Source organism: Lysobacter sp. cf310 (genome assembly GCF_900114355.1).
In the GTDB taxonomy this organism is placed as follows: domain Bacteria; phylum Pseudomonadota; class Gammaproteobacteria; order Xanthomonadales; family Xanthomonadaceae; genus Lysobacter.
Map to the genome: position 1 here is coordinate 432,366 of NZ_FOSS01000003.1, position 20,632 is coordinate 452,997.

The following is a 20,632-nucleotide window of genomic DNA, read 5'->3' on the forward strand; positions in this document are numbered from 1 at the left end:
GATAGCGAAACGCCATGGCGTTCCGCGCGGTAGAGCGCGCGAGGAACGCAACAATGAAGCGCATGCTGATCAATGCGACGCAGGCGGAAGAACTGCGCGTCGCGATCGTCGACGGCCAGAACCTGTACGACATCGACATCGAACAACCGGCCAAGGAACAGAAGAAGTCCAACATCTACAAGGGTCGCATCACCCGCCTCGAGCCCTCGCTCGAAGCGGCGTTCGTGGAATACGGCGCCGAGCGCCACGGCTTTCTGCCGCTGAAGGAAATCTCCCGCGACTATTTCCAGGCCGGCGTCGACCACAACAAGGCCGGCCTGCGCGAGCTCCTGCGCGAAGGCCAGGAAGTGGTGGTGCAGGTCGATAAGGAAGAGCGCGGCAACAAGGGCGCCGCCCTGACCACGTTCATCTCCCTGGCCGGCCGCTACATGGTGCTGATGCCGAACTCGCCCACCGCCGGCGGCGTCTCGCGCCGCATCGAGGGCGACGACCGCGCCGCCCTCAAGGAGGCGATGGACAAGCTGGCGATCCCCGACGACATGGGCGTGATCATCCGCACCGCCGGCGTCGGCCGCGATGCCGAAGAACTGCAGTGGGACCTGGACTACCTGCTGCAGGTCTGGAAGTCGATCGCCGAGGGCGCCCTGAGCAAGCCCTCGCCGTTCCTGATCTACCAGGAATCGCGCCTGATCATCCGCGCCCTGCGCGACTACATGCGCCCGGACATCGGCGAGATCCTGGTCGACACCGACGAGATGTACGCCGAGGCGCGCGACTTCGTCGAACAGGTCATGCCGCACAACCTGCGCAAGCTGAAGAAGTACAGCGACGATACCCCGCTGTTCAACCGCTTCCAGATCGAATCGCAGATCGAGAACGCCTACGAGCGCACCGTGCGCCTGCCCTCCGGCGGCGCCCTGGTGATCGACCAGACCGAGGCCCTGACCGCGGTCGACGTGAACTCGGCGCGCGCCACCAAGGGCGGCGACATCGAGGAAACCGCGTTCAACACCAATCTGGAAGCGGCCGAGGAAGTCGCCCGCCAGATGCGCCTGCGCGACCTCGGCGGCCTGGTGGTGATCGACTTCATCGACATGTCGTCCAACCGCCACCAGCGCGAGGTCGAAAACCGCCTGCAGAACGCGCTCAAGCAGGACCGCGCGCGCGTCCAGATCGGCCGCATCTCGCGCTTCGGCCTGCTCGAACTCAGCCGCCAGCGCCTGCGCCCGTCGCTGGGCGAGTCCAGCCAGCTGGTCTGCCCGCGTTGCGACGGCCACGGCCGCATGCGCAGCGTCGAATCGCTGTCGCTGTCGATCCTGCGCGTGGCCGAAGAGCACGCGATGAAGGAGAACACCGGCCAGGTGCTGGTGCAGGCCCCGACCGAGATCGCCAATTACCTGCTCAACGAGAAGCGCCGCGCGCTCAGCGAGATCGAGCAGCGCCACGATTCGCCGATCGTGATCGTCGCCGACGAGCAGCTGGAGACCCCGCACTACGAGGTCACCCGCATCCGCGAGAACGAGCTGGGCGAAGAGTCCAACAAGCCCAGCTACCAGCGCGGCACCCCGCGCAAGCTGCCGACCCACGCCCTGACCAAGGCCCATCTGAACATCCCGGATGCGCCGATGGTGACCAACGTCAAGCCGGCCCAGCCCGCGCCGATGCGCGAGCCGCGCGAAGAACCGGCCGTGGCGGCCGTCGCCGCACCGGCACCGGTCGTCGTGGCCGCGCCGCAGGTCGGCGTGTTCGGCCGCATCCTGAACTTCTTCCGTGGCGAACCCACCGCGCCTGCCGCACCGGCGCCGGCCGCGCGCACTCAGGACGGCCGTGGCCGTAACGAGCGCAACGACCGCAACGGCGGCCAGCGCCGCGACGGCCGCAACGAAGGCCGCAACGGCAAGGGCGGCCGCGATGGCGGTCGCCGCGACGAGCAGCGCCGCGACAAGCCGCAGGCCCAGCAGCAGGCCCAGGGCGGCAAGCAGGAACCGCAGCCCAACCGCGGCAAGCAGGAGCAGCCGGCCAAGCAGCAACAGCCGCAGCAGCCCAAGCAGCCGCAACAACAGCAGCAGCCGAAGCAGCCCAAGCCGCAGCAGAACGAGGAGCGTGCAGCCAACCCGCAGCAGCAGGCGCAGGCCAACAACGCCCCGCGTCCGCCGCGCGAGCCCAAGCCGGCCGCGCCGCAGGCGCCCAAGCCCGACGCCGAGGCCCTGAACGCACCCGCGATCGCCGCGGCCGCCGCCCTGCCCGCTGTCGCCGCCGCGACCGGCGAAACCGTGGCCGCCGAGGAAGCGATCAAGCGCGAAGCCGCCGTCAACACCAGCAACGAGAACGGCGCCGCGGCCGATGACGCCGCCGGCGAAGGCAGCGGACGCCGCCGCCGTGGCCGTCGCGGCGGTCGCCGCCGTCGTCGCGGTGCGGGCGAAGCTGGCGCCGCCGGCGAGTCGCAGCTGCACGACGATGTGTTGAACGACGACGACGACGAAGTCGGCGACGAGCCGGGTGCGCCCGCGGTCGCGGCCGCGAACCGCTCGCAGCCCGAGTTCGACTTCGACGACGACACCTCGGCACCGGCCAAGCAGGCGCCGGCACCCGCTCCGGCCGCGCCCAGCGCGGTCGCCGCCGCGGCACCGGTCGCCGCCGCCGTGGCCGCCGCGCCGTCCCTGGACCTCCAGCCGGTCTTCGAACCGCACGAGCCCACGCGCAGCTACAGCGCCGCCGAACACGTCGCACCGGCAGCGCCGGCCGCCACGGTCGCCGTCGAACAAGCGCCCGTGCAGCCCGTCGCCGAGGCCGCGCCGGTGGCCGCCACGCCGGTCGTGGAGCCGACGCCGGCCGCCGCGCCATCCTTCGACAACCAGCCCGTGTTCGAACCGCACGAGCCCACGCGCAGCTACAGCGCCGCCGAGCACGTCGCAGCGGCAGCGCCCGCCGCCGCGGTCGCGGTCGAACAGGCCCCGGTGAAGGCCGCCATCCAGGCGGTCGAAGCCGCGGTCGTGACCGCGCCGCAGTACGCCCAGCCCGCCGCGCCCAAGGCCGACGCGCCTGCGGCCGCGACGCCTGCGGCGGTCGTGGTCGAGCCCGAAGTGGTCGCCCCGGTCGTGGTCGAAGCCGAACTGGTACCGGCGCCGGTCGCGATCGAAGAGACCGTGGTCGAAACGCCGGCCGTGATCGCGCCGGTCGAGCCCAAGGCCGAGGCCTCGACCGCGGTCGGCATCGACGCCGGCCCGCGCAACGAGACCGCGCCGTCGGTGCCGCACACCGCCAGCCTGTTCGATCCGGTGCCGCAGCCGCCGCGTCCCGCGACGCCGGCGCCCGCCGATGCCGCGGTCGAAGGCAAGGCCGATGCGGAAGGCGAGCACAAGGAAGGCGATCGTCACGCCTGATCGGCTGAGGTCGTAAGGCGATAGGAAACGGGCCGCGAACTGCGGCCCGTTTCTGTTTGGGGGCGAGGAACGCATGAGGCGCTCGTGGTAGTGCTGTCGAGCTATGAGCGCCGAGCGTGCGCGAGCAAAAGTAAGGCACGGTTCGCGAGCTTCGCTTTAGTAACCTCCCCTCTGCAAGAGAGTGAAGGCGCGCGTTTACGGACCGCAGGTTCGTGCGCGGTTGAACGCCAGCGGGCTGCGCCCGCCAGTCGCGCGGATTGAGGAGTATTTGCCCTTGCTGCGGCGCGCCAGTCGAAGCGTGAGCACCGATCCAAGCAGCCTCAGTCGCGCTGCGCCTACAACGCGTGCGCCGGATCCGCCAAGCCGTACTGCCCGGCCAGACGCGCCAGCGCGATCGTGTCGACCACGCCCAGCTTCGCGAACAGGCGCGTCTTGTGGGTGTTGACCGTCTTGGCGCTGAGGCTGAGGCGCTTGGCGATTTCTTCCTGGCGCAGGCCCTGCACCAGCAGCAGCGCGATTTCGATCTCGCGCGGCGACAACTCGTCGAACGGCGATGCGCCGCCGTCGACCTTGGCCAGGGCCATGTTCTGCGCGATCGCGGTCGCCAGATAGCGCTTGCCGCGCGCGACGTCGCGCACCGCGCGCAACAGCTCGGCGGCGTCGCCGCCCTTGTTGACGTAGCCCGAGGCGCCGGCAGCGAGCAGGCGCTGCGGCATCGGCCCGTCCTCCAGCACCGACACGATGATCACGCGCGTGCCGTGATCGCCCTTGATCACGCGCTCGGTCACTTCCAACCCGCTGTAGCCGGGCAGATGCAGATCGCACAGCACCACGTCGGGACGCAGCTTGCGGATTTCCGGCAAGGCGATCTCGCCGCTCTCGGCGTCGCCGATCACTTCGATGTCGGTTTCCGCCGACAAGATCATGCGCATGCCGGTTCGCACCAGCGCGTGATCGTCGACAAGGTAAACGCGTATCGTCATGCTGTCCCCGGCCGCTGCGGCCTGCCGCGAACGAGGCTACGCGGCACCCGCGGAGCACGCAAGCAGCCGCGAACCTTTGGCACATTCGATCAGTTGTCGCGCTGTGCAAACTCCAGTTAATTCGCTTGGCAAAGGAACCCTAATGCCGCACAAAACCCGCCTCGTCGCCCTCGCCCTCAGCCTCGCGATCGCCGCCTGCGCGCAGACCGCGCCGGTCGCGGCGCCGGTCGCACCGCCGCCCAGCGTGGACGCCGCCAGCCAACCCGCCGCCGCCGGCTGGCTGGCCGACGTGGTCGCGATGTCCGAAAGCCAGGCCGCCGGCGGCCGCCGCTCGGTGATCCAACGCCGCCTGGACGGTCTGGGCATCCCATGGCGCGGCGTGCCGTTCAGCACCGGCGAACACAGCGGCGAGAACCTGCTGGCCGAGGTGTCCGGCGAGGCCGCCGCGCCGCTGCTGTTGCTGGGCGCGCATTCGGACAAGGTCGACGTCGGCCACGGCGCCACCGACAACGCCTCCGGCAGCGCGGTGGTGCTGGCCCTGGCCGAACGCTTCAAGCGCGAACCGCTGCAGCATCATCGCGTCGCGGTCGCGTTCTGGGATCTGGAAGAACTCGGCCTGCTCGGTGCCAAGGCCTACGTCGCCGACGGCAAGGTCAAGCCCGCGCTGTACGTCAATTTCGATGTGTTCGGCTGGGGCGACACGCTGTGGATGATGACGCCCGACGCCAACCAGCCGCTGGTCGCCGCATCGCGTGCCGCCACCGACGAAACCGGCCTCGGCCTGTCCGCCGGCGACAAGTACCCGCCGTCCGATCACCTCGCCTTCCTCAAGGCCGGCTGGCCGGCGGTGTCGTACTCGCTGCTCGGTGCCGACGAAATTCCGCTGACCCTGCAAGTCTTCGCCGGCAAGAAGCCCAAGCCGGTGCCGAAGGTGATGCAGGTGATCCACAGCGAAGCCGACACCGTGAGCCAGATCGACGCGGCCGCGGCCGCGCGCGGCGTGGATGCGGTCGAACGCGCGCTGCGCCGTTGGGACGCGCAGTCGACGCCCTGAGAGGGCGACCGTGTTCAAGCCCAGTCCGCTCCCCGTTTAGGAGCGCCGGCGCCGCCATCCACGGCGGGTCATGAGCTTACTGACCCGCCTCCGATAGCAGCGATTCGATATCTCGAAGGCGGTACAACCTAGCCAACTCGAGAGGAGTTTGGTCGACGCCGCCGGCGCGCGGACTGGCGCCGGCGGCCAGCAGCGACGCGAGGGCCATGAGGAGCTCGTCGCGCCGTGCGGGCGAGGCAGCTTCTCCGAGTTCGTGCAGCACATAGGACATCGGTGTGCCCCCCATCACTTCGGGAGCGTCTGGTGAGCGCGCGAACGCGAGCAGCACCTTGAGCAACTGGGGGTTATGGAGGACCGCGGCATGCAACGCGCTCCAGCCCGCCGCCTGGTCGATGACGTCGGGCGGAACTCCCCGAACGAGAAGCAGCTCAACCTGCTCAGCGTCGCCCTGCGTGACCGCCGACACCAGATCTCGCAGCAGTGATGCGGCCAAGAGCTCCATCGCTGTCGCCTTCCTCAATCTTGCACGCCTTAATTCAGTCGAACCGCGAATACGCCGCGCCGCCGGACGCGTACGAAACGAATTCGCAAGCAACGCACACGCCGACCACAACTCGTGGGCTATCGTTGGCGCGTCAGCGATGGCCCACCTGGCATCCGAATCATCGCCCCGCTCGCTACGGCACCGGCCGAATCCGGCGAGTCGAAATCGCGCCTAACTGGCAGCATAACCGCATCCCCTGTCCCGGAGCCCCGCATGACCGACCACGCCACCACCTTCCGCCGTCTGCACCAGGAAGGCCTGCTCCTGCTCGCCAACGCCTGGGACGCCGGCAGCGCGCGCCTCATCGAAAGCGTCGGCGCCAAGGCCATCGCCACCACCAGCGCCGGCCTGGCCTGGTCGAACGGCTACGCCGACGGCGACACCCTGCCCGTCGAGCGCCTGTACGCCGCCGTGGAAAGCATCGCGCGCGCGATCCGCGTGCCGCTGACCGTTGACGCCGAAAGCGGCTATTCCGACGATCCGGCCGCGGTCGGCGCCACCATCGCGCGCCTGGGCGCGCTGGGCGCGGTCGGCATCAACCTCGAAGACGGCGACGGCACGCCCGAGGCGCTGTGCGCCAAGCTCGACGCGATCAAGCGCGCCTGCGCCCAAGCCGGCGTCGACCTCTTCGTCAACGTGCGCACCGACATCTACCTGCGCGGCCTGGCGCCCGAAGGCGAACGCGTCGGCGCCACCCTGGCGCGCGCGCGGCTGTACCGCGACGCCGGCGCCGACGGCCTGTTCGTGCCCGGCATCACCCAGCGCACGGACATCGCCGACGTCGTCGCCGGCACGTCGCTGCCGGTGAACGTGCTCGCCTACCCCGGCCTGCCCGCCGCGGCGGAACTGGCGCAGTTGGGCGTGCGTCGCCTCAGCGCGGGTTCCGGCCTGTCGCAGACCCTGTTCGCGCGTGCCGCCGAACTCGCGCGCGGCTTCTTCCGCGACGGCGACTCCGCGCCGCTGTCGGCCGGCGCCATGCCCTACCCCGAGATCAACGCCCTGTTCGCGCAGCGCTGACGCGGCGGTGCGACGCACCGGTGTACATTGCCTGCAACGCGCACGCGCCGGCCCACCGGCGCGGCGCTAGCGCCGAGGCAGACGCATGTTCCATTGGCTGACAGGCACCTTCGCGCACCTGGCGGCCGCCGCGCTGGCGGTGCTGATCTACGTCCTGACCACGCGCGTCGCCCAGGAGCGGCGCGCGCCCGCGGCCGCGATCGCCTGGGTGATCGCGCTGGCCCTGCTGCCCTATCTCGCACTGCCGCTATACCTCGCGTTCGGGCGCCGCAAGCTCACGCGCGAGCGCGTGCACCTGCGCGCGCAGGCGCAACCGCAGGCGCATTGGGCCGCGGAACTGCTGGTCTCGCTGGGCCTGCCGGCGCCGGCCAAGGCGAACACGCGTTTCGACGCCGACGGCGCGGCCGCGCTGGCCTCGGTGCTGGCGCTGATCGACGGCGCTCGACAACGGCTGGACATCTGCAGCTTCATCCTCGGCAGCGACGAAGTCGGCGCACGCGTGCTGCAGGCCCTGGGCGCGGCCCAGCAACGCGGCGTGCGCGTGCGGCTGCTGCTGGACGGCGTCGGCTCGCTGCGCACCGACCGCGCCGCCTTGCGCGCCCTGCGCCGCGGCGGCGCCGAAGTCGCGTTCTTTCGCGGCTTGCTCGGGCGCCCCGACGGCGCGCCGCGCAATCTGCGCAACCACCGCAAGCTCGCGATCGCCGACGGCCAGCGCCTGTGGAGCGGCGGCCGCAATCTCGCCATCGAATACTTCCTCGACCATCCCGACCGCCCGGCCTGGCTGGACCTGTCGTTCACCGTCGACGGCGCCGTCGCCGCGGACGCCGGCGACCGTTTCGAGCGCGACTGGTGCAAGGCCCGGCACAGGCCGCAGCCCCCGCCTGCCGCGCCCGCGCCCGAGCCGGCGCAGCCGCGGGTCTCCGCCGCGCAGTTCCTGCCCAGCGGCCCGGAACTGCCCGAGGACAGCGCCCAGGCCTTGCTGGTCGCCGGCGGCTACCGCGTGCGTCGCCGCCTGCTCGCGGTCACGCCTTACTTCGTGCCCGACGACGGCCTGCAGCAGACCCTGAAACTGGCGGCGCTGCGCGGCATCGAAGTCGATCTGGTCGTACCGGCGCACTCCAACCACCGCCTCGCCGATCTCGCCCGCCGCCGCTCCATGCGCGAGTTGGCCGCGGCCGGCGCGCGCTTCTGGCTGCACCCGCGCATGCTGCACGCCAAGGCGGTGGTGTTCGACGACGACTTGGCGATGTGCGGCTCGATCAACCTCGACCTGCGCAGCCTGTTCCTCAACCACGAGGCCTCGGTGCTGTTCTACGGCCGCCCCGAGATCGACTGGCTTGCGCAATGGATCGAAACCCGGCGCGGCGAATCCCGGGCCTACCAGCCCCACCCGGCCGGCATGGGCGCCGACCTGCTGGAAGGCGCCGTGCGCGCGATCGCCTTCCAGCTCTAGCGCTGCCCGCTGGCGCCATCGGCCACGCTGATTGGGGATTCAGATCACACCTTTTACGCCTACTCGAAGCCCGTCGGCCGATTCCGTGCTTCCATGCCGCCAAAGACCGCGCGGCTGGCACGCTCACGCCTTATCCTGTGCCCGGACACGACACTGTCAGCCACGCCAGGCATCACACGGGGCCGCACCACCATGCCGGACAAGGAACGCCGACGCACCGCCGAACCGACCGACGCGCAACTGCGCGCCGGCCTGACCCCCGAACAGCTGTCCGCCCTGGAGACGCTGGAGCATTTCCGCTGGACCCTGCGCTTCGTGCGCCGCCCGCTGTTCCGCGAACCGATCCCCGTGGTCTTCCACGCCGACGGCCGGTACGCCGTACTGGAACCGGACGGCTCGATCAACGAAAACCCCGGCTTCGACATCCGCAAATAGCCGCGCCCGCAACGTCGCCGCTAAAGCCATCCAGGAGCAGGAGCGGCGCAAGCCGCGACCGCGCCACCGGACCCACGTCGCCAACCCAGCTCCCACGCCGCCCCTGCATCCTGTGGGAGCGGCGTAAGCCGCGATCGCCACTGCATCGGCGTCGCCAACCATCCTCTCCTCATCGCTCCAACCGCCCCCTGTAGGAGCGGCGCAAGCCGCGACCGCGCCACCGGAACCACGTCGCCAACCCAGCTCCCACGCCGCCCCTGCCTCCTGTGGGAGCGGCGTAAGCCGCGATCGCCACTGCATCGGCGTCGCCAACCATCCTCTCCTCATCGCTCCAACCTCCCCCTGTAGGAGCGGCGCAAGCCGCGACCACGCACTCCGGTTACGACGCCTCCAAACTTCAAGAAAAACTTGAAACCCAGCAAAAAACATTCGTTTCCCCACACCGAAGCAAGCGCAGATAGTTGCCCCATCGAACCGCTGCACTACCGCCCCGCTGGCATTGCAGCGCGCCCATTCCTTGGAGTGCCCTGCCATGCCCACCGCCTCACCCGCCTTCGTCACCCAACGCAACGGCCAAGACGCCAGCGCCGACACCCTCGCCCCACTCGCCTTCGCCGGCCACGCCCACTTCACCGCCATGCAGGTCCGCGACCGCAAGATCCGCGGCCTCGACCTGCACCTGGACCGCCTGCGTTCCGCCTCGATGCAGATGTACGGCCGCGCCCTGCCCGACGAACGCATCCGCGCCTACCTGCGCAGCGCCATCGCCGCCGGCCCGGCCGACCTCTCGCTGACCGCCACGGTCTACTCGCCGGCCGGCGAATTCGTCGTCGCCGCCCCCGGCATCGAACCCGAAGTCCTGATCCGCACCAGCCCCGCCGCCACCGGCCCTACAGGCCCGGTATCCCTGGCCACGTTCGACTACGAACGCCCACTCGCCCACGTGAAGCACGTAGGCGAAGTCGCCAAAACCCACTACCTGCGCGCAGCCGTCGCACAAGGTTTCGACGACGCCGCCTTTGTCGACCGCCACGGTCGTCTTAGCGAAGCCTCGATCTGGAACTTGGTGTTTTGGGACGGCGAAGCTGTCGTGTGGCCGATCGCCGACATGCTGATCGGCACGACGATGGGGATCGTGCGGCGGCAGCTGGAGCGGCTAGGCGTGGCGCAGCGCGATCAAGAAATACGACTGACCGACCTGTCCGGCCTGGCGGGTGCTGCGGTCATGAATTCGTGGACGCCGGGAATCGCTGTGAGCGGCATCGGACCGACCGCATTGCCGCAGGCGGCGATTTTCATGCAGGCGCTACATAGTGCTTACAAGGCCGAGCGGCAGCACACGCCATAACGACGACCAGCGAACAAACGATGCTGTCGCGATGTTCCACAGATGTTGGCGGAGAGAGTGGGATTCGAACCCACGGAAGGTTTAACCCTTCGGCGGTTTTCAAGACCGCTGCCTTAAACCACTCGGCCATCTCTCCGTAGCGGGGTCGCGGCGCCGGGCGTGGCCGGCGGCGCCGCGGGATTCTCTCATGCCGCGGTCTTGCTGCGCGCCTTGGCGTCGTTCTTGGCGACGCCGTCGGGGCACGGGGCGCCCTTGATGTCGCTGCACTGCAGACGCGCGGATTCGACCAGGGACGGGGCCTTTTCGGCCAGGAAGTCGATGAACACGCGCACCGCCGGCAGCAGGCCGCGGCGGGAGGCGAACACGGCGTGGAAGATGCCTTGCGGCAGGCGCCAGTTCGGCAGCACCACTTCCAGTTCGCCGCGGCGCACGGCTTCGGCGCAGACGGTTTCCGGCAGCAGGGTGATGCCCACGCCCTGTTCGGCCAGCGCCATCAGCATCGGGAAGTCGAAGCCCATCACGCGCGGCTTGAGTTCGACGCGGCGCACTTCGCCGTCGGGGCCGTGCAGCTCCCAGCGCTGGCGGGCGTCGTCCTCGCTGATGCTGAGGGTGACGTGGTCGGCCAGTTCGTCGGGGTTCTTGGGGCGGCCCATGCGGGTGAGGTACTTCGGGCTGGCGACCAACAGTTCCTGGATCTGGCCGAAGCTGCGCATCACCAGGCTGCCGTCGTCGTCGAGCTTGGAACGCACGCGCAAGGCGACGTCGATGCCTTCATTGATGATGTCGACGCGGCGGTTGCTGACATGCAACTGCACACGCACCTGCGGGTATTTGGCGAGGAACTCGGGCAGCAGCTTAGGCAACTGCTGCTGCGCCAGGCCGACCGGCACGCTGACGCGGATCACGCCGCGCGGTTCGGCGCTGAGGCGGTCCACCACTTCGCGCGCGGCCTGCGCTTCGGCCAGCATCGACTGGGCGTGGCGATAGACGCTGTTGCCGACGTCGGTGACGGCGAAGCGGCGCGTGGAACGCTGCAACAGGCGCACGCCCAGGTCGGTCTCGAGCTGGCTGATGCGCCGGCTCAGACGCGACTTCGGTATGCCCAGCGCGCGCTCGGCGGCGGCGAAACCGGCGTGGTCTACGACCATCGCGAAGTAGTAGAGGTCGTTGAGATCGTGCATGGCGATAGTTCCGAATTCAGAACAGTAAGTGATATTAAACCAGCTTTATCCTATTTCTGCAACGACCTACAGTTCGCCTCAACGCGGCACCGCCGCAACCGCCCACCGAGGCAAACCATGAAACTCCTGCACATCGATTCCAGCGCCCTGGGCGCCAATTCCGTGACCCGCGAGCTTAGCGCGGCCGTGGTGGCACGCTGGCAGGACGCTCTGCCGGCCCTCCAGGTCGAGTACCGCGACCTGGACGCCGAGCCGATCCCGCATCTTACCGGTCGCACCCTGGCCAAGGCCGATCCGGCCGAAGCCGACGAGGGCGAGCGCGTGATCCAGCAGTTCCTGGACGCCGACGTGATCGTGATCGGCTCGCCCATGTACAACTTCGGCATCAGCTCGACCCTGAAGGCCTGGATCGACCGCGTCGCCGTCGCCGGCCGCACCTTCCGCTACACCGAGGCCGGTCCGGAAGGCCTGGCCAAGGGCAAGCGCGTGATCGTCGCCACCGGCCGCGGCGGCTTCCACACCGGTGCGCCCAGCGACTTCCAGGAGCCCTACCTGCGCCAGGTGCTCGGCTTCCTGGGCATCGACAAGGTCGAGTTCGTGCGCGCCGAGGGCGTGGCTTATTCGCCGCAACACCGCAGCGACGCCCTCGCCCAGGCGCATGCGTCGATTCCGACCCCGCTGCGTCTGGCCGCCTGAGTTCTCTCCCCGAGCCGGCGCCCTCCCCTCGCCGGCACCGCGCCGGGCCTGCATGCAGGCCCGGCGTTTTTGTTTGGTGGCGGTGCTATGCGAAGGGCGCCCGCGGCTTTGGGGTAGGAGCGACGTGAGTCGCGACACGCGCAACGGGCCGCAGGGTCGCGGTCGCGACTCACGTCGCTCCTACCCCAAGGCGACGGCATCGTTGCGATCGCCTTGAGGGCTCCGGCCAGCGCATGGCCCAACCCCGAAAAACATCTGCCGACTGTAGGAGCGACGCGAGTCGCGACCGCGCAAACTTCGGCCACCTGCGCAGCCTGCCTTCTGTGGGAGCGACGTGAGTCGCGATTACGCAACTTCGACAACCTGCGCGGGTCGCGACTCGCGCCGCTCCTACAGGGGCGGTAACGCGAGCTCGGGTGGCGGCATCGCCTCCGCCTACTGCGCCAACTCGACCGTCACCTTCGCCGGCACGCGCTCGATACGCAGCTCGCCGTTGCGCCATTGCGCGGGCCGGCCGTCGATGCGGGTCGCGCCCGGCGCCTGCGGATACGGCCAGCTCAACACCACGCCGCCTGCGGGCGGCGTCAGCCCGGGTTCGACGCTCAACTGCAACTGCTGGCGCTCGCGCCGCAGGCGATAGCTCAGCGCGCCGTAGGGCGTGCGCAACGCGGTCACCGAAACGCCCTCGCCGTCCAGCCAATCCGCCGGCAGACCGGCGCCGATCACCAGCGCCTCGTCCAGGTCGCGGGTGTAGGCGAACAGGTCCAGCGCCGAGCGCACATAGTCGGACTCGACCCAGGCGTGCGGCAGGTCGCCTACGAAGAACGGCTTGCGCGGCGTGCGCGAGACCACCTCGGCCCATTGGTTCCACGCGCGCGGCTGCTGATCCTTGAAGAAGAAGTCCAGGGCCTCGTGCGCGCGCTCGCGCCAGCCCAGGCGCACGAAGCTGCCGATGGTGCGCAGTTCGTAGGGCGTGTAGTCCTTCCATTCGCGGCGGCCGTCGCGACGGTCGACGAACTCCTTCCAATAGCGCTCGAAGGTGTTGCGCAGCAGCGTCTCGGGCAGGCGGCCCTGCTCACCGCCGGGCGCCAGCGCGATCGTGGTCGAGGTGGCGTCGAAGTCGCCCAACTCAGCGGCGCCCGGGATGAAATCGATGCCGCGATCACGGGCGGCGGCGGCGATGGAGGCATAGAGGTCGTCGCGGAACTGATCGCGCGAGGCCGCGAAACGCCGGGCCTCGTCGTCCTCGCCCAGCCATTGCGCGATCTCGACCGCGTCCTTGTAGCCGCGCAGTGCCCAGAAGTTGTCCCAGTACGAGTGCATCGGCTTGGCCGAGTAGCCCTCGTGGCTGATCGAGGCCGGCATCATGCCGTAGAAGGCCGGGTTCTTCGTGCGATTGGCCTCGGTGCGCTCGCTCAGGCGCAGCTCATCCATGTACTTCACCGCGCCCACGACATGCGGCCACATCGCTTCCAGCAGCGCGCGGTCGCGGCGGTAGCGGTAGACCTCGGCGACGGTGAAGATCAGCTCGCCGTGGCTGTCGTTCTCCGGGACCGGGTCGCTGCCGCGGTCGTCCACGCAGCACGGCACCTTGCCGTTGTCGAACTGGTAGGGCGCATACCAGCGCAGGAACTCCTCGGCCACGTCCTCGCGCCCCATGCGCAGCAGGCCCTCGCCTATCATCGCGCCATCGCGGATCCAGGCACGCGAATAGGATCGCGTGCCCGGCTGCAAACGCGGGCCGACGCGGCTGATCAGCATGTGAGCCAGGCCGGTGCGCAGCGTGTCGACCACGTGCTGGCCCTGCTTCGGAACCGAGATGCGCACGCGGTCGAGTTTGTCGCGCCATTGCTGGGCGACCTGGTCCTGAATCTGTTGCGGCTGCAGCGGCGGAGGCGACACGGTGGGATCGGCGCCGCTCAGGCGCGTATCCCAACTGAAGTCCTGGCTGGCGCCTGGCGCCAGCTCGACGACGTAGAGCAAGGCACCGGAGGCCAGGCCACTGGCGTCGCTGACTTGAGCGGCGCTTCGGCCGACCAGATCGAACGGCTGCTGGTTGTCGGCGCAGGGCCGCTTGCAGAAGTTCAACCAGTCCGCATTCGCAAGCCGTTCGACCACGTCGCCTTGATCGTAGGCGCTGGCGAAAGCCGCCGCGGATTGGTCCGCGTGCACGCGGGCGCGCCCGGCAATTTTGAAGTTGCCTTCGCTCACCGAGATCTCATAGATCGGGCTGACGCCGCCAACGGTACTGAGGAACTGGGTGGGCGGGTTGACCTGCAAGGGCCGCGCGGCCAGCACGAACACATAACGGCGCGGCGAAGTGCCGGTATTGCTCAGGCGGTAACGCGCATGCAGCGTTGAGTCGTCACGTGTGCCCTGCGCGAACGCCGTGATATCGAGCGCGAACTCCGGATGCGCCCATTTCACCGACGGGATCGGCAGATAGCCGTCCTGCAACGATTGCGATGTCTGCACATCCGCCCAGGTCACCAGCCGATCGCCGCTGACCACGAAGGGCTCGACGCTGAAACCGCCCTTGCCCACCTCGATCGCGCCGTCTTCGCCGATCAGGCCCTGGTCCTCACCGCCGTCGACGCCGACGATGGTCCAATACGGCTGTTCGCCGCTGAAACCACGCGGATAACGTCCGCGCGGCGCGTCCTTGGCCATCACGGCGACGAAGTCGTTGGGAGTCGCAGCAAAAGCCAACGGCTGCACGCTGAACTCGACCAATCCGAAACCGAGCCCGGCGCCGTTCTCGGGGAGCAGCCGCAAATAGCGTGCCTCGGATTCGGGCAGCGGAAGATAGTCGACACCGCCGTTGCCGCCCCGCACGCCGCTACCGGCGCGCCAGTGCTTACCGTCATCGGACAGTTGCAGGCGGTAGTCGGACGCGTACTCCTCCGCCGACCAACGCAGCACCACGCCACCGAACTCACGTTTGCGGCCCAGATCCAGGGTCAGCGCCGGATCGGGATCGGTCGCGAAGCCGGCGTGCCAGGCGGTCTTGGGGTTGTCGTCGACGGCGAACTCGGCGCGACTGCCCTGGGCGCTGGTGGTCGCGACGACGCGGCCGGTCAGCGGCGCACCGTCGTCCTTGGGCAGCGGCTCGAACGTGAGCTGATCGAAGCAGACCGAACCCTTGCCGCCGCTGCTGTTGTAGATGGTGAATTCGAGCTTGGCGCTACGACGCAGCACCGGGTCCGGCGCCGGGCCCCAGGCGCGGCTGATGTGGCGCTGCTTGTAGACCACCGGCGTCCACTGCTTCGGGAACGCGTACTTGGGCCGGTTCACCCACCACACGTTGTCGCCGCTGGCGTCGACCAGCTTGAACTGCAGGTCGTTGACCGGCGAGTCGCCACGCAACTGGAACGAGAACGCGTAGTTGTCCGGGTAGTCCATCGGCAAGGCGCGCTGCAGGCCGACGTAGCCGGAGACGTCGTTGAAGTCGTAGTCCAGGCAGATCGCTTTGCCTTGCGCGCCGTCGGCGAGGCGCAGCTGGCCGCTGACCTGGTTGGAGGTGACGACGGTCCAGGGGGCGGTGGATTCGAAAGCGTCTAGCGTGCGGGGTTTGGCGTTGGTTGGCGGAGCGGCCAATAGCAGCAGCGCAAAGCAAATCCCCCCTAGCCCCCCTTTTGCAAAGGGGGGGATAGCCGCGAAGGAGGAGAAGTTACTCGCTCGCGTCGGAGCAACGCTGGTCTTCCCCCTTTGCAAAAGGGGGATTGAGGGGGATTTGCCCTTAAAAAAACGCACCGCACTCGCCAACATGCCGCTCCTCATCCGATCCGCCGCTCAGCCCTTGACGCTGCCCACCAGCAGGCCCTGCAGGTAATAGCGCTGCAGCACCAGGAACAGCAGCAGCACCGGCAGCACGGTGACCACCGAGCCGGCCATCATCAGTTCGTTGTCCTGCACGTGTTCGCGCGACAGCGAGGCCAGCGCCACCGGCAGGGTCTGCAGGCCGCTGTCGCTGAGCACGATCAGGGGCCACATGAAATCGTTCCAGGCGCCCAGGAAACTGAAGATCGCCAGGGTCACCAGGATCGGTTTCAGCGCCGGCAGCACGATCTGGAAGAAGATGCGGAACTCGCCGGCGCCGTCGATGCGCGCGGCCTCCAGCAGTTCGTCCGGAATCGAGCGCGCGTACTGGCGCACCAGGAAGATGCCGAAGATGCCGGCCATGCCCGGCACCACCGCGCCGGCATAGGTGTTGATCAGCCCGATCTGCTTGAGCATCAGGAACAGCGGCATCATCGTGACCTGGGCCGGGATCACCAGCGCGGCCAGCAAGACGCGGAACACGCGATCGCGGCCGGCGAAGCGCAGCTTGGCGAAGGCGTAGCCGGCCATGGTGTTCAACAGCAAGGCGATCAGCGTGGTGAACGCCGCGACCAGGAAGCTGTTGAACAGGTAACGGCCCATGCCGATGCGTTCGAACAGCTCGTGGTAATTGCCCAGCGTGGGATGCGCGGGCAGCAGCGGCGGTGGGAAGCTCGCGGCCTCGCCGGGCTGCATCAGCGACACCGACAGCATCCACAGCAGCGGCGCCAGGCTCAGCACCGCCAGGCCCAACAGCAGGCCGTTGATGATGGCGCGCGCCAGACGCGGGTTCATCACTCCACCCCCTTGCGGCGCGCGAACCAGAGCAGGCCGCTGGTGACCGCGGTCATCAGCACGAACAGCAGGAACGCGACCGCCGAGGCGTTGCCCAGGTTCCACCACTTGAAGCCCTCTTCGTACATCAGATACAGCACGCTGACCGTGCTTTGCAGCGGGCCGCCCTGAGTGATCACGTAGGGCTCGGCGAACAACTGGAAGTAGCCGGCCAGGGTCAGGATGCCGACCAGCACCAGCACCGGCCCCAGCATCGGCAAGGTCACGTGACGGAACTGCCGCCATGGCGAGGCGCCGTCGATGCGCGCGGCTTCGTACAGGTCTTCCGGGATCGCCTGCAGCCCCGCCAGGAAGATGATCATGTTGTAGCCGAAGTTCTTCCACACCGCGAACAGGATGATGGTCGGCATCGCCCAGGTCGGGTCGCCCAGCCAGTCGATCGGATCGATGCCCAGCCCCGACAGCGCCCAGTTCACCAGACCGTAGCGGGTGTGGAACAGGTAGCGCCAGATCACCGCCACCGCCACCACCGTGGTCACCACCGGCGCGAAGTAGGCGGTGCGGAAGAACGGCTTGAAGTAGCCCAGTTTGGAATGCAGCAGCAGCGCGGCGCCCAGCGACACCGCGATCGACAGCGGCACGCCGACGACCACGAAGTACATCGTGTTGCCCAGCGCGCGCCAGAACAGCGGGTTCTGCAGCAGATTGAGGTAGTTGTCGAAGCCGACGAAGCGCAGATTGCCGATATCGGCCAGTGCGTAGATGTCGAAATCGGTCAGGCTGAGCGCGAGCGCGGCCAGCACCGGCAGGCCGAAGAACACGCCGATCACGGTCAGCGCGGGCCCGGCGAACACCCAGCCGGCGGTGGAGGCCTTCATCGCCCTGCCCCCGCCTGTGCCCCGGCGGCGTGGTCCAACATCCAGCGGCGCTTCTGCAGAATCTTGTCGGTGCGGCGGTCGAGCTCGGCCGCGGCCTCGTCCACGCTGAGACGGCGATTGGCCAGTTGCTCGCCGACCAGCTTGATCTCCATCGCGATGCGCTCCCACTCCGGCACCTTCGGCGTGGGCCGCGCGCGTTCGAGCTGGTCGCGATAGGCGCGCGCATACGGGTCGGCCGTCAGAGCCGGCGCGTTCCAGGCGCTGCGACGCGGCGGCAGGTTACCGGTCAGCCCGTGGAAACGAATCTGGGTATCGGCGCGCGACAGGTATTCGACCAGCTTCCAGGCCGCGTCCTGGCGCTTGGAGCCGCGGAACACCACGAAGCTGGCACCGCCGGCCACCGAAGCGCCGGGGCCGTGCTCGCCGGGCAGCGGCATGGTCATCCAGTCGCCCTGCACCTGCGCCGGCAGACGCTTGCGGAACTCGGCGATGTTCCAGGGGCCGTTGACGTAGTAGCTGAAGTAACCGCGCCCGAACTCGTTCCAGACGTTGGCGACCTGGGTGTTGGTGAGCAGCGGCGCCCAGCGCTGGTCGAACATTTCGCGATAGAAACCCAGCGCGCGCTTGAAGCCCGGGCTGCGGAAATTGCCGTAGCGCCCGCCGTCGCGCAGCAGCGGGTCGGGCGACTGGATGCCCAGGTTGAGCAGCGGCTCGGGTTCGTTCAACGGCAGCAGGATCGCGTAACGATCGGGCCCGACCTCGCGCTTGATCGCCGCCATCGCCTGACGCCACTCGTCCCAGGTCTGCGGCGGCGTCTTGATGCCCGCGCGCTGCGCGATGTCGCGACGGTAGAACGGCAGCCGCGTCTCCACGTACCACGGCACCGCGTACACCTGGCCGCCGATCACGCCGCTGTCCCAGGCGCCGGGAAAATAGTCCTGCGCCGCCAGCGACGGCGTCGCCGCGATGCGCGCATCCAGCGGCGTCAAGGCGTTCAACAGCGCGAACTCGGGGATCCAGGTATTGCCGATCGCGCACACGTCCGGCAGCGAATCGCCGGCGAACGCGGTCAGCAGCTTCTCGTGCGCGGAGGTGATGGGCAGTTGCTGGAGCTCGACCCGGAGGCCCGGATTAAGGCGCTCGAATTCCGGGATCAGCTGGGCGACGATCTCGCCCTCGTAGCCCATGGCCCAGAGGCGCACCACCTGGCGGCGGTCGTCCTGACGCGTGCAGGCGGCGGCAAGCAGGCAGACCAGCAACACCAACCAAGCCACGGCACCGGCGCGCGCACGCGACGCGCTGGCACTGCGCGGGCGATCGGGGGAGGCGGACGCGATAGGCATAAGCCGCAGCTTAGTCCGGCTGCTGCTTGGGCGCCTGGGCCTCGTTGGCGCGGCCCGCGCGCGACTCCGCCTCGCCCAGTGCGCGCGCGGTCGCGGCGTCCTTCTCGGCCTTGGTCTGCGGCTTGGGCGTGGTCTCGGGCAGCGCCTCCTTGCCGTCGGCCTGGACCTTCGGCGGTTCCAGCCAGCCGCCCTTGAAGCCAGCGCGTTCCAGGCCGGAGCGGATGTAGGGATTGCGCTTCATCACGTTCCAGACGAAGTCGTTGCGGTAGTTGGCGATCATGGCCAGGATCGGGCCCTGATCGATGCCGATGTAGTCGCTGGCCACCCAGCCCTGGTTCGGCACCACGCGCCCGGTCTTGAGCGGGATGTCGTACTTGAAGCTGGGATTGAACGAATCCAGGAAACCGTAGCTGGAGTACAGGAACTCGCCATAGCGCTCGTGCATGGCCACGGTGCTGGGAATCACGATCTCCGGCGCGAACGGCAGCGAGGCGATCGCCGCGGTCGGGGCGATGGTGCCGTCGTCGAAGTTCTCGCGCAGGCCGGCGCCGCGCGCCGAGTAGTGGCGGAACTGGCGCTGCTCGCCGCGGTATTCCTGCAGGGTCTGCTGCGGACCGTCGCTGGCGGTCAGGCCCCAGACTTCCGGGCCGTAGTCCTCCCACTTCATCGGGTTGGCGATGGCGTAGGCGCGCTGAGCGTAGGCGGCGCGGCGGCTGTTCTCGAAATAATCGATGCCGCGCTCGCGCATGTAGTCGTCCTGGATGCCGCGGAAATCGATCCAGACGTGGCTGTACTGGTGCCCGAACAAGGGACCGAACGCGAGGAACTCCTCGCCCTGGTACACGCCCCAGACGTCGTTGTAGGTGCGCGTCCAGACCGTCCACGCGTCCGGGCTGACCGGATGGCTGGGCGAACCCAATGCCAGCACATACAGCAGCATGGCCTCGTTGTAGCCGGTCCAGTCGTGCTTGATGAAGCCGCTCTCCGGGAACCAGCCCATCGACACCAGCGGCTTGTTCTTCTGCAGCCAAGTCCAGTCGACGCGGCGGTACAGCGTGTCGGCGATGTCGCGGATCTCCTTCTCGCGCGCGTCGTCGCGGTCGTAGTAGGACTGCGAGAACAGCACGCCCATCATCAGCAGCGCGGTGTCCACGCTCGACAGCTCGACCCAGCTGTCGTAGCGCTGGCCCTTCTGCATGTCGAGGAAGTGATAGTAGAAGCCGTTGTAACTGCCCTTACCGGTCTTCTGCGGGCCCGAGGGCAAGTCGCGGAAGAACTTCAGCGTCAGCAAGGTGCGGTCCACCGCCTGGCTGCGGCTGACCCAGCCGTTCTCGACCCCGATCGGGTACGCGGTCAGCGCATAGCCCACCGAGGCGATGCTGGCGAAAGGACGCGAGGGGAAGCGGTCGGGCGTGAGCCCGTTCTGCTCGTTGGTGGTGTCCCAGAAGAACTGGAAAGTGCGCTTTTCGATGTCGCGAAACAGCGGCGGCAGCTCCATCTTGGTCGCCTTGAGCGGCTCGACCTCGACGGGGCCCGCGGGCGCGATCGGATACGTCTGGGTTTCCTGACGCTGGCAACCCGCAAAGAAGGTCAGCGATGCCACCAGCAGCATCGTGATCAGGGAGCGCGGGACGGAAGCGGCTGACGGCATGAAACGGTGGCCTGTGATGACGGGGGCGACCGAAAGGCGGCCGCGAATGGGG

The 20,632-nt window shown here is 68.7% G+C and carries 14 protein-coding genes, 1 tRNA gene and 1 pseudogene; 7 read left to right on the forward strand and 9 right to left on the reverse strand.

Annotated features, from left to right (window positions below; all coding sequences use genetic code 11):
• Nucleotides 1–53 precede the first annotated feature (53 nt).
• Nucleotides 54–3,383, forward strand: a complete 3,330-nt coding sequence (locus BMZ45_RS13210) for an Rne/Rng family ribonuclease (protein ID WP_091637003.1) — start codon at nucleotides 54–56, stop codon at nucleotides 3,381–3,383.
• 335 nt (nucleotides 3,384–3,718) lie between these two features.
• Here the strand turns inward: BMZ45_RS13210 and BMZ45_RS13215 are convergent, their stop codons facing one another.
• Complete coding sequence (locus tag BMZ45_RS13215) at nucleotides 3,719–4,366, reverse strand: response regulator (RefSeq protein WP_091637004.1); 648 nt, start codon at nucleotides 4,364–4,366, stop codon at nucleotides 3,719–3,721.
• Between the two features lie 142 nt (nucleotides 4,367–4,508).
• On the opposite strand from BMZ45_RS13215, the gene BMZ45_RS13220 reads away from it, so the two are divergent.
• Nucleotides 4,509–5,420: a M28 family metallopeptidase gene (locus BMZ45_RS13220; protein ID WP_175489062.1), complete on the forward strand. Its 912-nt coding sequence runs from the start codon at nucleotides 4,509–4,511 to the stop codon at nucleotides 5,418–5,420.
• Nucleotides 5,421–5,496: 76 nt separating this feature from the next.
• On the opposite strand, the gene BMZ45_RS13225 is transcribed toward BMZ45_RS13220, so the two are convergent.
• The gene (locus tag BMZ45_RS13225) at nucleotides 5,497–5,922 is read right to left on the reverse strand and encodes an ankyrin repeat domain-containing protein (RefSeq protein WP_091637006.1); all 426 of its coding nucleotides are present in this window, start codon (nucleotides 5,920–5,922) and stop codon (nucleotides 5,497–5,499) included.
• A gap of 255 nt (nucleotides 5,923–6,177) precedes the next feature.
• Between BMZ45_RS13225 and BMZ45_RS13230 the strand changes: the two genes are divergently transcribed.
• The 4 genes from BMZ45_RS13230 to BMZ45_RS13245 all read left to right on the forward strand — a co-directional run bounded on the left by BMZ45_RS13230 (nucleotide 6,178) and on the right by BMZ45_RS13245 (nucleotide 10,217).
• Nucleotides 6,178–6,981: an isocitrate lyase/PEP mutase family protein gene (locus tag BMZ45_RS13230; RefSeq protein WP_091637007.1), complete on the forward strand. Its 804-nt coding sequence runs from the start codon at nucleotides 6,178–6,180 to the stop codon at nucleotides 6,979–6,981.
• 85 nt (nucleotides 6,982–7,066) lie between these two features.
• Nucleotides 7,067–8,434, forward strand: a complete 1,368-nt coding sequence (locus BMZ45_RS13235) for a phospholipase D-like domain-containing protein (protein WP_091637008.1) — start codon at nucleotides 7,067–7,069, stop codon at nucleotides 8,432–8,434.
• Nucleotides 8,435–8,626: 192 nt separating this feature from the next.
• Entirely contained in the window at nucleotides 8,627–8,869 is a 243-nt protein-coding gene (locus BMZ45_RS13240; protein ID WP_091637009.1) for a hypothetical protein, read from the forward strand.
• A gap of 532 nt (nucleotides 8,870–9,401) precedes the next feature.
• Nucleotides 9,402–10,217 carry an aminotransferase class IV family protein gene (locus BMZ45_RS13245; RefSeq protein ID WP_091637010.1) on the forward strand — a complete coding sequence of 272 codons (816 nt, stop codon included), beginning with the start codon at nucleotides 9,402–9,404 and terminating at the stop codon, nucleotides 10,215–10,217.
• A gap of 46 nt (nucleotides 10,218–10,263) precedes the next feature.
• Here BMZ45_RS13245 and BMZ45_RS13250 read toward each other — a convergent pair.
• Together BMZ45_RS13250 and BMZ45_RS13255 are read right to left on the reverse strand one after the other, a co-directional pair.
• Nucleotides 10,264–10,353: transfer RNA gene (locus BMZ45_RS13250), tRNA-Ser, on the reverse strand.
• 166 nt (nucleotides 10,354–10,519) lie between these two features.
• Nucleotides 10,520–11,398, reverse strand: a pseudogene (locus BMZ45_RS13255) (LysR family transcriptional regulator); the annotation flags it as partial.
• Between the two features lie 117 nt (nucleotides 11,399–11,515).
• Here BMZ45_RS13255 and BMZ45_RS13260 point away from each other — a divergent pair.
• Nucleotides 11,516–12,094 carry an FMN-dependent NADH-azoreductase gene (locus BMZ45_RS13260; protein WP_091637012.1) on the forward strand — a complete coding sequence of 193 codons (579 nt, stop codon included), beginning with the start codon at nucleotides 11,516–11,518 and terminating at the stop codon, nucleotides 12,092–12,094.
• Between the two features lie 435 nt (nucleotides 12,095–12,529).
• Here BMZ45_RS13260 and BMZ45_RS13265 read toward each other — a convergent pair whose 3' ends face one another.
• From BMZ45_RS13265 to BMZ45_RS13285, 5 genes are all read right to left on the reverse strand, one after another.
• On the reverse strand, nucleotides 12,530–15,691 hold the full coding sequence (locus tag BMZ45_RS13265; RefSeq protein WP_254776635.1) for a discoidin domain-containing protein: 3,162 nt from the start codon (nucleotides 15,689–15,691) through the stop codon (nucleotides 12,530–12,532).
• 195 nt (nucleotides 15,692–15,886) lie between these two features.
• Entirely contained in the window at nucleotides 15,887–16,708 is an 822-nt protein-coding gene (locus tag BMZ45_RS13270) for a carbohydrate ABC transporter permease (RefSeq protein ID WP_091637014.1), read from the reverse strand.
• Nucleotides 16,708–17,586, reverse strand: coding sequence for a carbohydrate ABC transporter permease (locus BMZ45_RS13275; RefSeq protein ID WP_091637015.1), 879 nt, complete (start codon nucleotides 17,584–17,586; stop codon nucleotides 16,708–16,710). Before BMZ45_RS13275 ends, BMZ45_RS13270 begins: the two co-directional genes overlap by 1 nt.
• On the reverse strand, nucleotides 17,583–18,860 hold the full coding sequence (locus BMZ45_RS13280) for a sugar ABC transporter substrate-binding protein (RefSeq protein ID WP_254776636.1): 1,278 nt from the start codon (nucleotides 18,858–18,860) through the stop codon (nucleotides 17,583–17,585). The genes BMZ45_RS13275 and BMZ45_RS13280 overlap by 4 nt, the downstream gene beginning before the upstream one ends.
• Nucleotides 18,861–18,939: 79 nt before the next feature.
• Complete coding sequence (locus BMZ45_RS13285) at nucleotides 18,940–20,580, reverse strand: glucoamylase family protein (protein ID WP_254776637.1); 1,641 nt, start codon at nucleotides 20,578–20,580, stop codon at nucleotides 18,940–18,942.
• Between the last annotated feature and the right edge of the window lie 52 nt (nucleotides 20,581–20,632).

Coding starts and splice junctions, on each gene's coding strand:
- BMZ45_RS13285 (WP_254776637.1), bottom strand. CDS start 20,580: ATGCCGTCAGCCGCTTCCGTCCCGCGCTCCCTGATCACGATGCTGCTG.
- BMZ45_RS13225 (WP_091637006.1), bottom strand. CDS start 5,922: ATGGAGCTCTTGGCCGCATCACTGCTGCGAGATCTGGTGTCGGCGGTC.
- BMZ45_RS13240 (WP_091637009.1), top strand. CDS start 8,627: ATGCCGGACAAGGAACGCCGACGCACCGCCGAACCGACCGACGCGCAA.
- BMZ45_RS13230 (WP_091637007.1), top strand. CDS start 6,178: ATGACCGACCACGCCACCACCTTCCGCCGTCTGCACCAGGAAGGCCTG.
- BMZ45_RS13215 (WP_091637004.1), bottom strand. CDS start 4,366: ATGACGATACGCGTTTACCTTGTCGACGATCACGCGCTGGTGCGAACC.
- BMZ45_RS13220 (WP_175489062.1), top strand. CDS start 4,509: ATGCCGCACAAAACCCGCCTCGTCGCCCTCGCCCTCAGCCTCGCGATC.
- BMZ45_RS13210 (WP_091637003.1), top strand. CDS start 54: ATGAAGCGCATGCTGATCAATGCGACGCAGGCGGAAGAACTGCGCGTC.
- BMZ45_RS13270 (WP_091637014.1), bottom strand. CDS start 16,708: ATGAACCCGCGTCTGGCGCGCGCCATCATCAACGGCCTGCTGTTGGGC.
- BMZ45_RS13235 (WP_091637008.1), top strand. CDS start 7,067: ATGTTCCATTGGCTGACAGGCACCTTCGCGCACCTGGCGGCCGCCGCG.
- BMZ45_RS13275 (WP_091637015.1), bottom strand. CDS start 17,586: ATGAAGGCCTCCACCGCCGGCTGGGTGTTCGCCGGGCCCGCGCTGACC.
- BMZ45_RS13245 (WP_091637010.1), top strand. CDS start 9,402: ATGCCCACCGCCTCACCCGCCTTCGTCACCCAACGCAACGGCCAAGAC.
- BMZ45_RS13260 (WP_091637012.1), top strand. CDS start 11,516: ATGAAACTCCTGCACATCGATTCCAGCGCCCTGGGCGCCAATTCCGTG.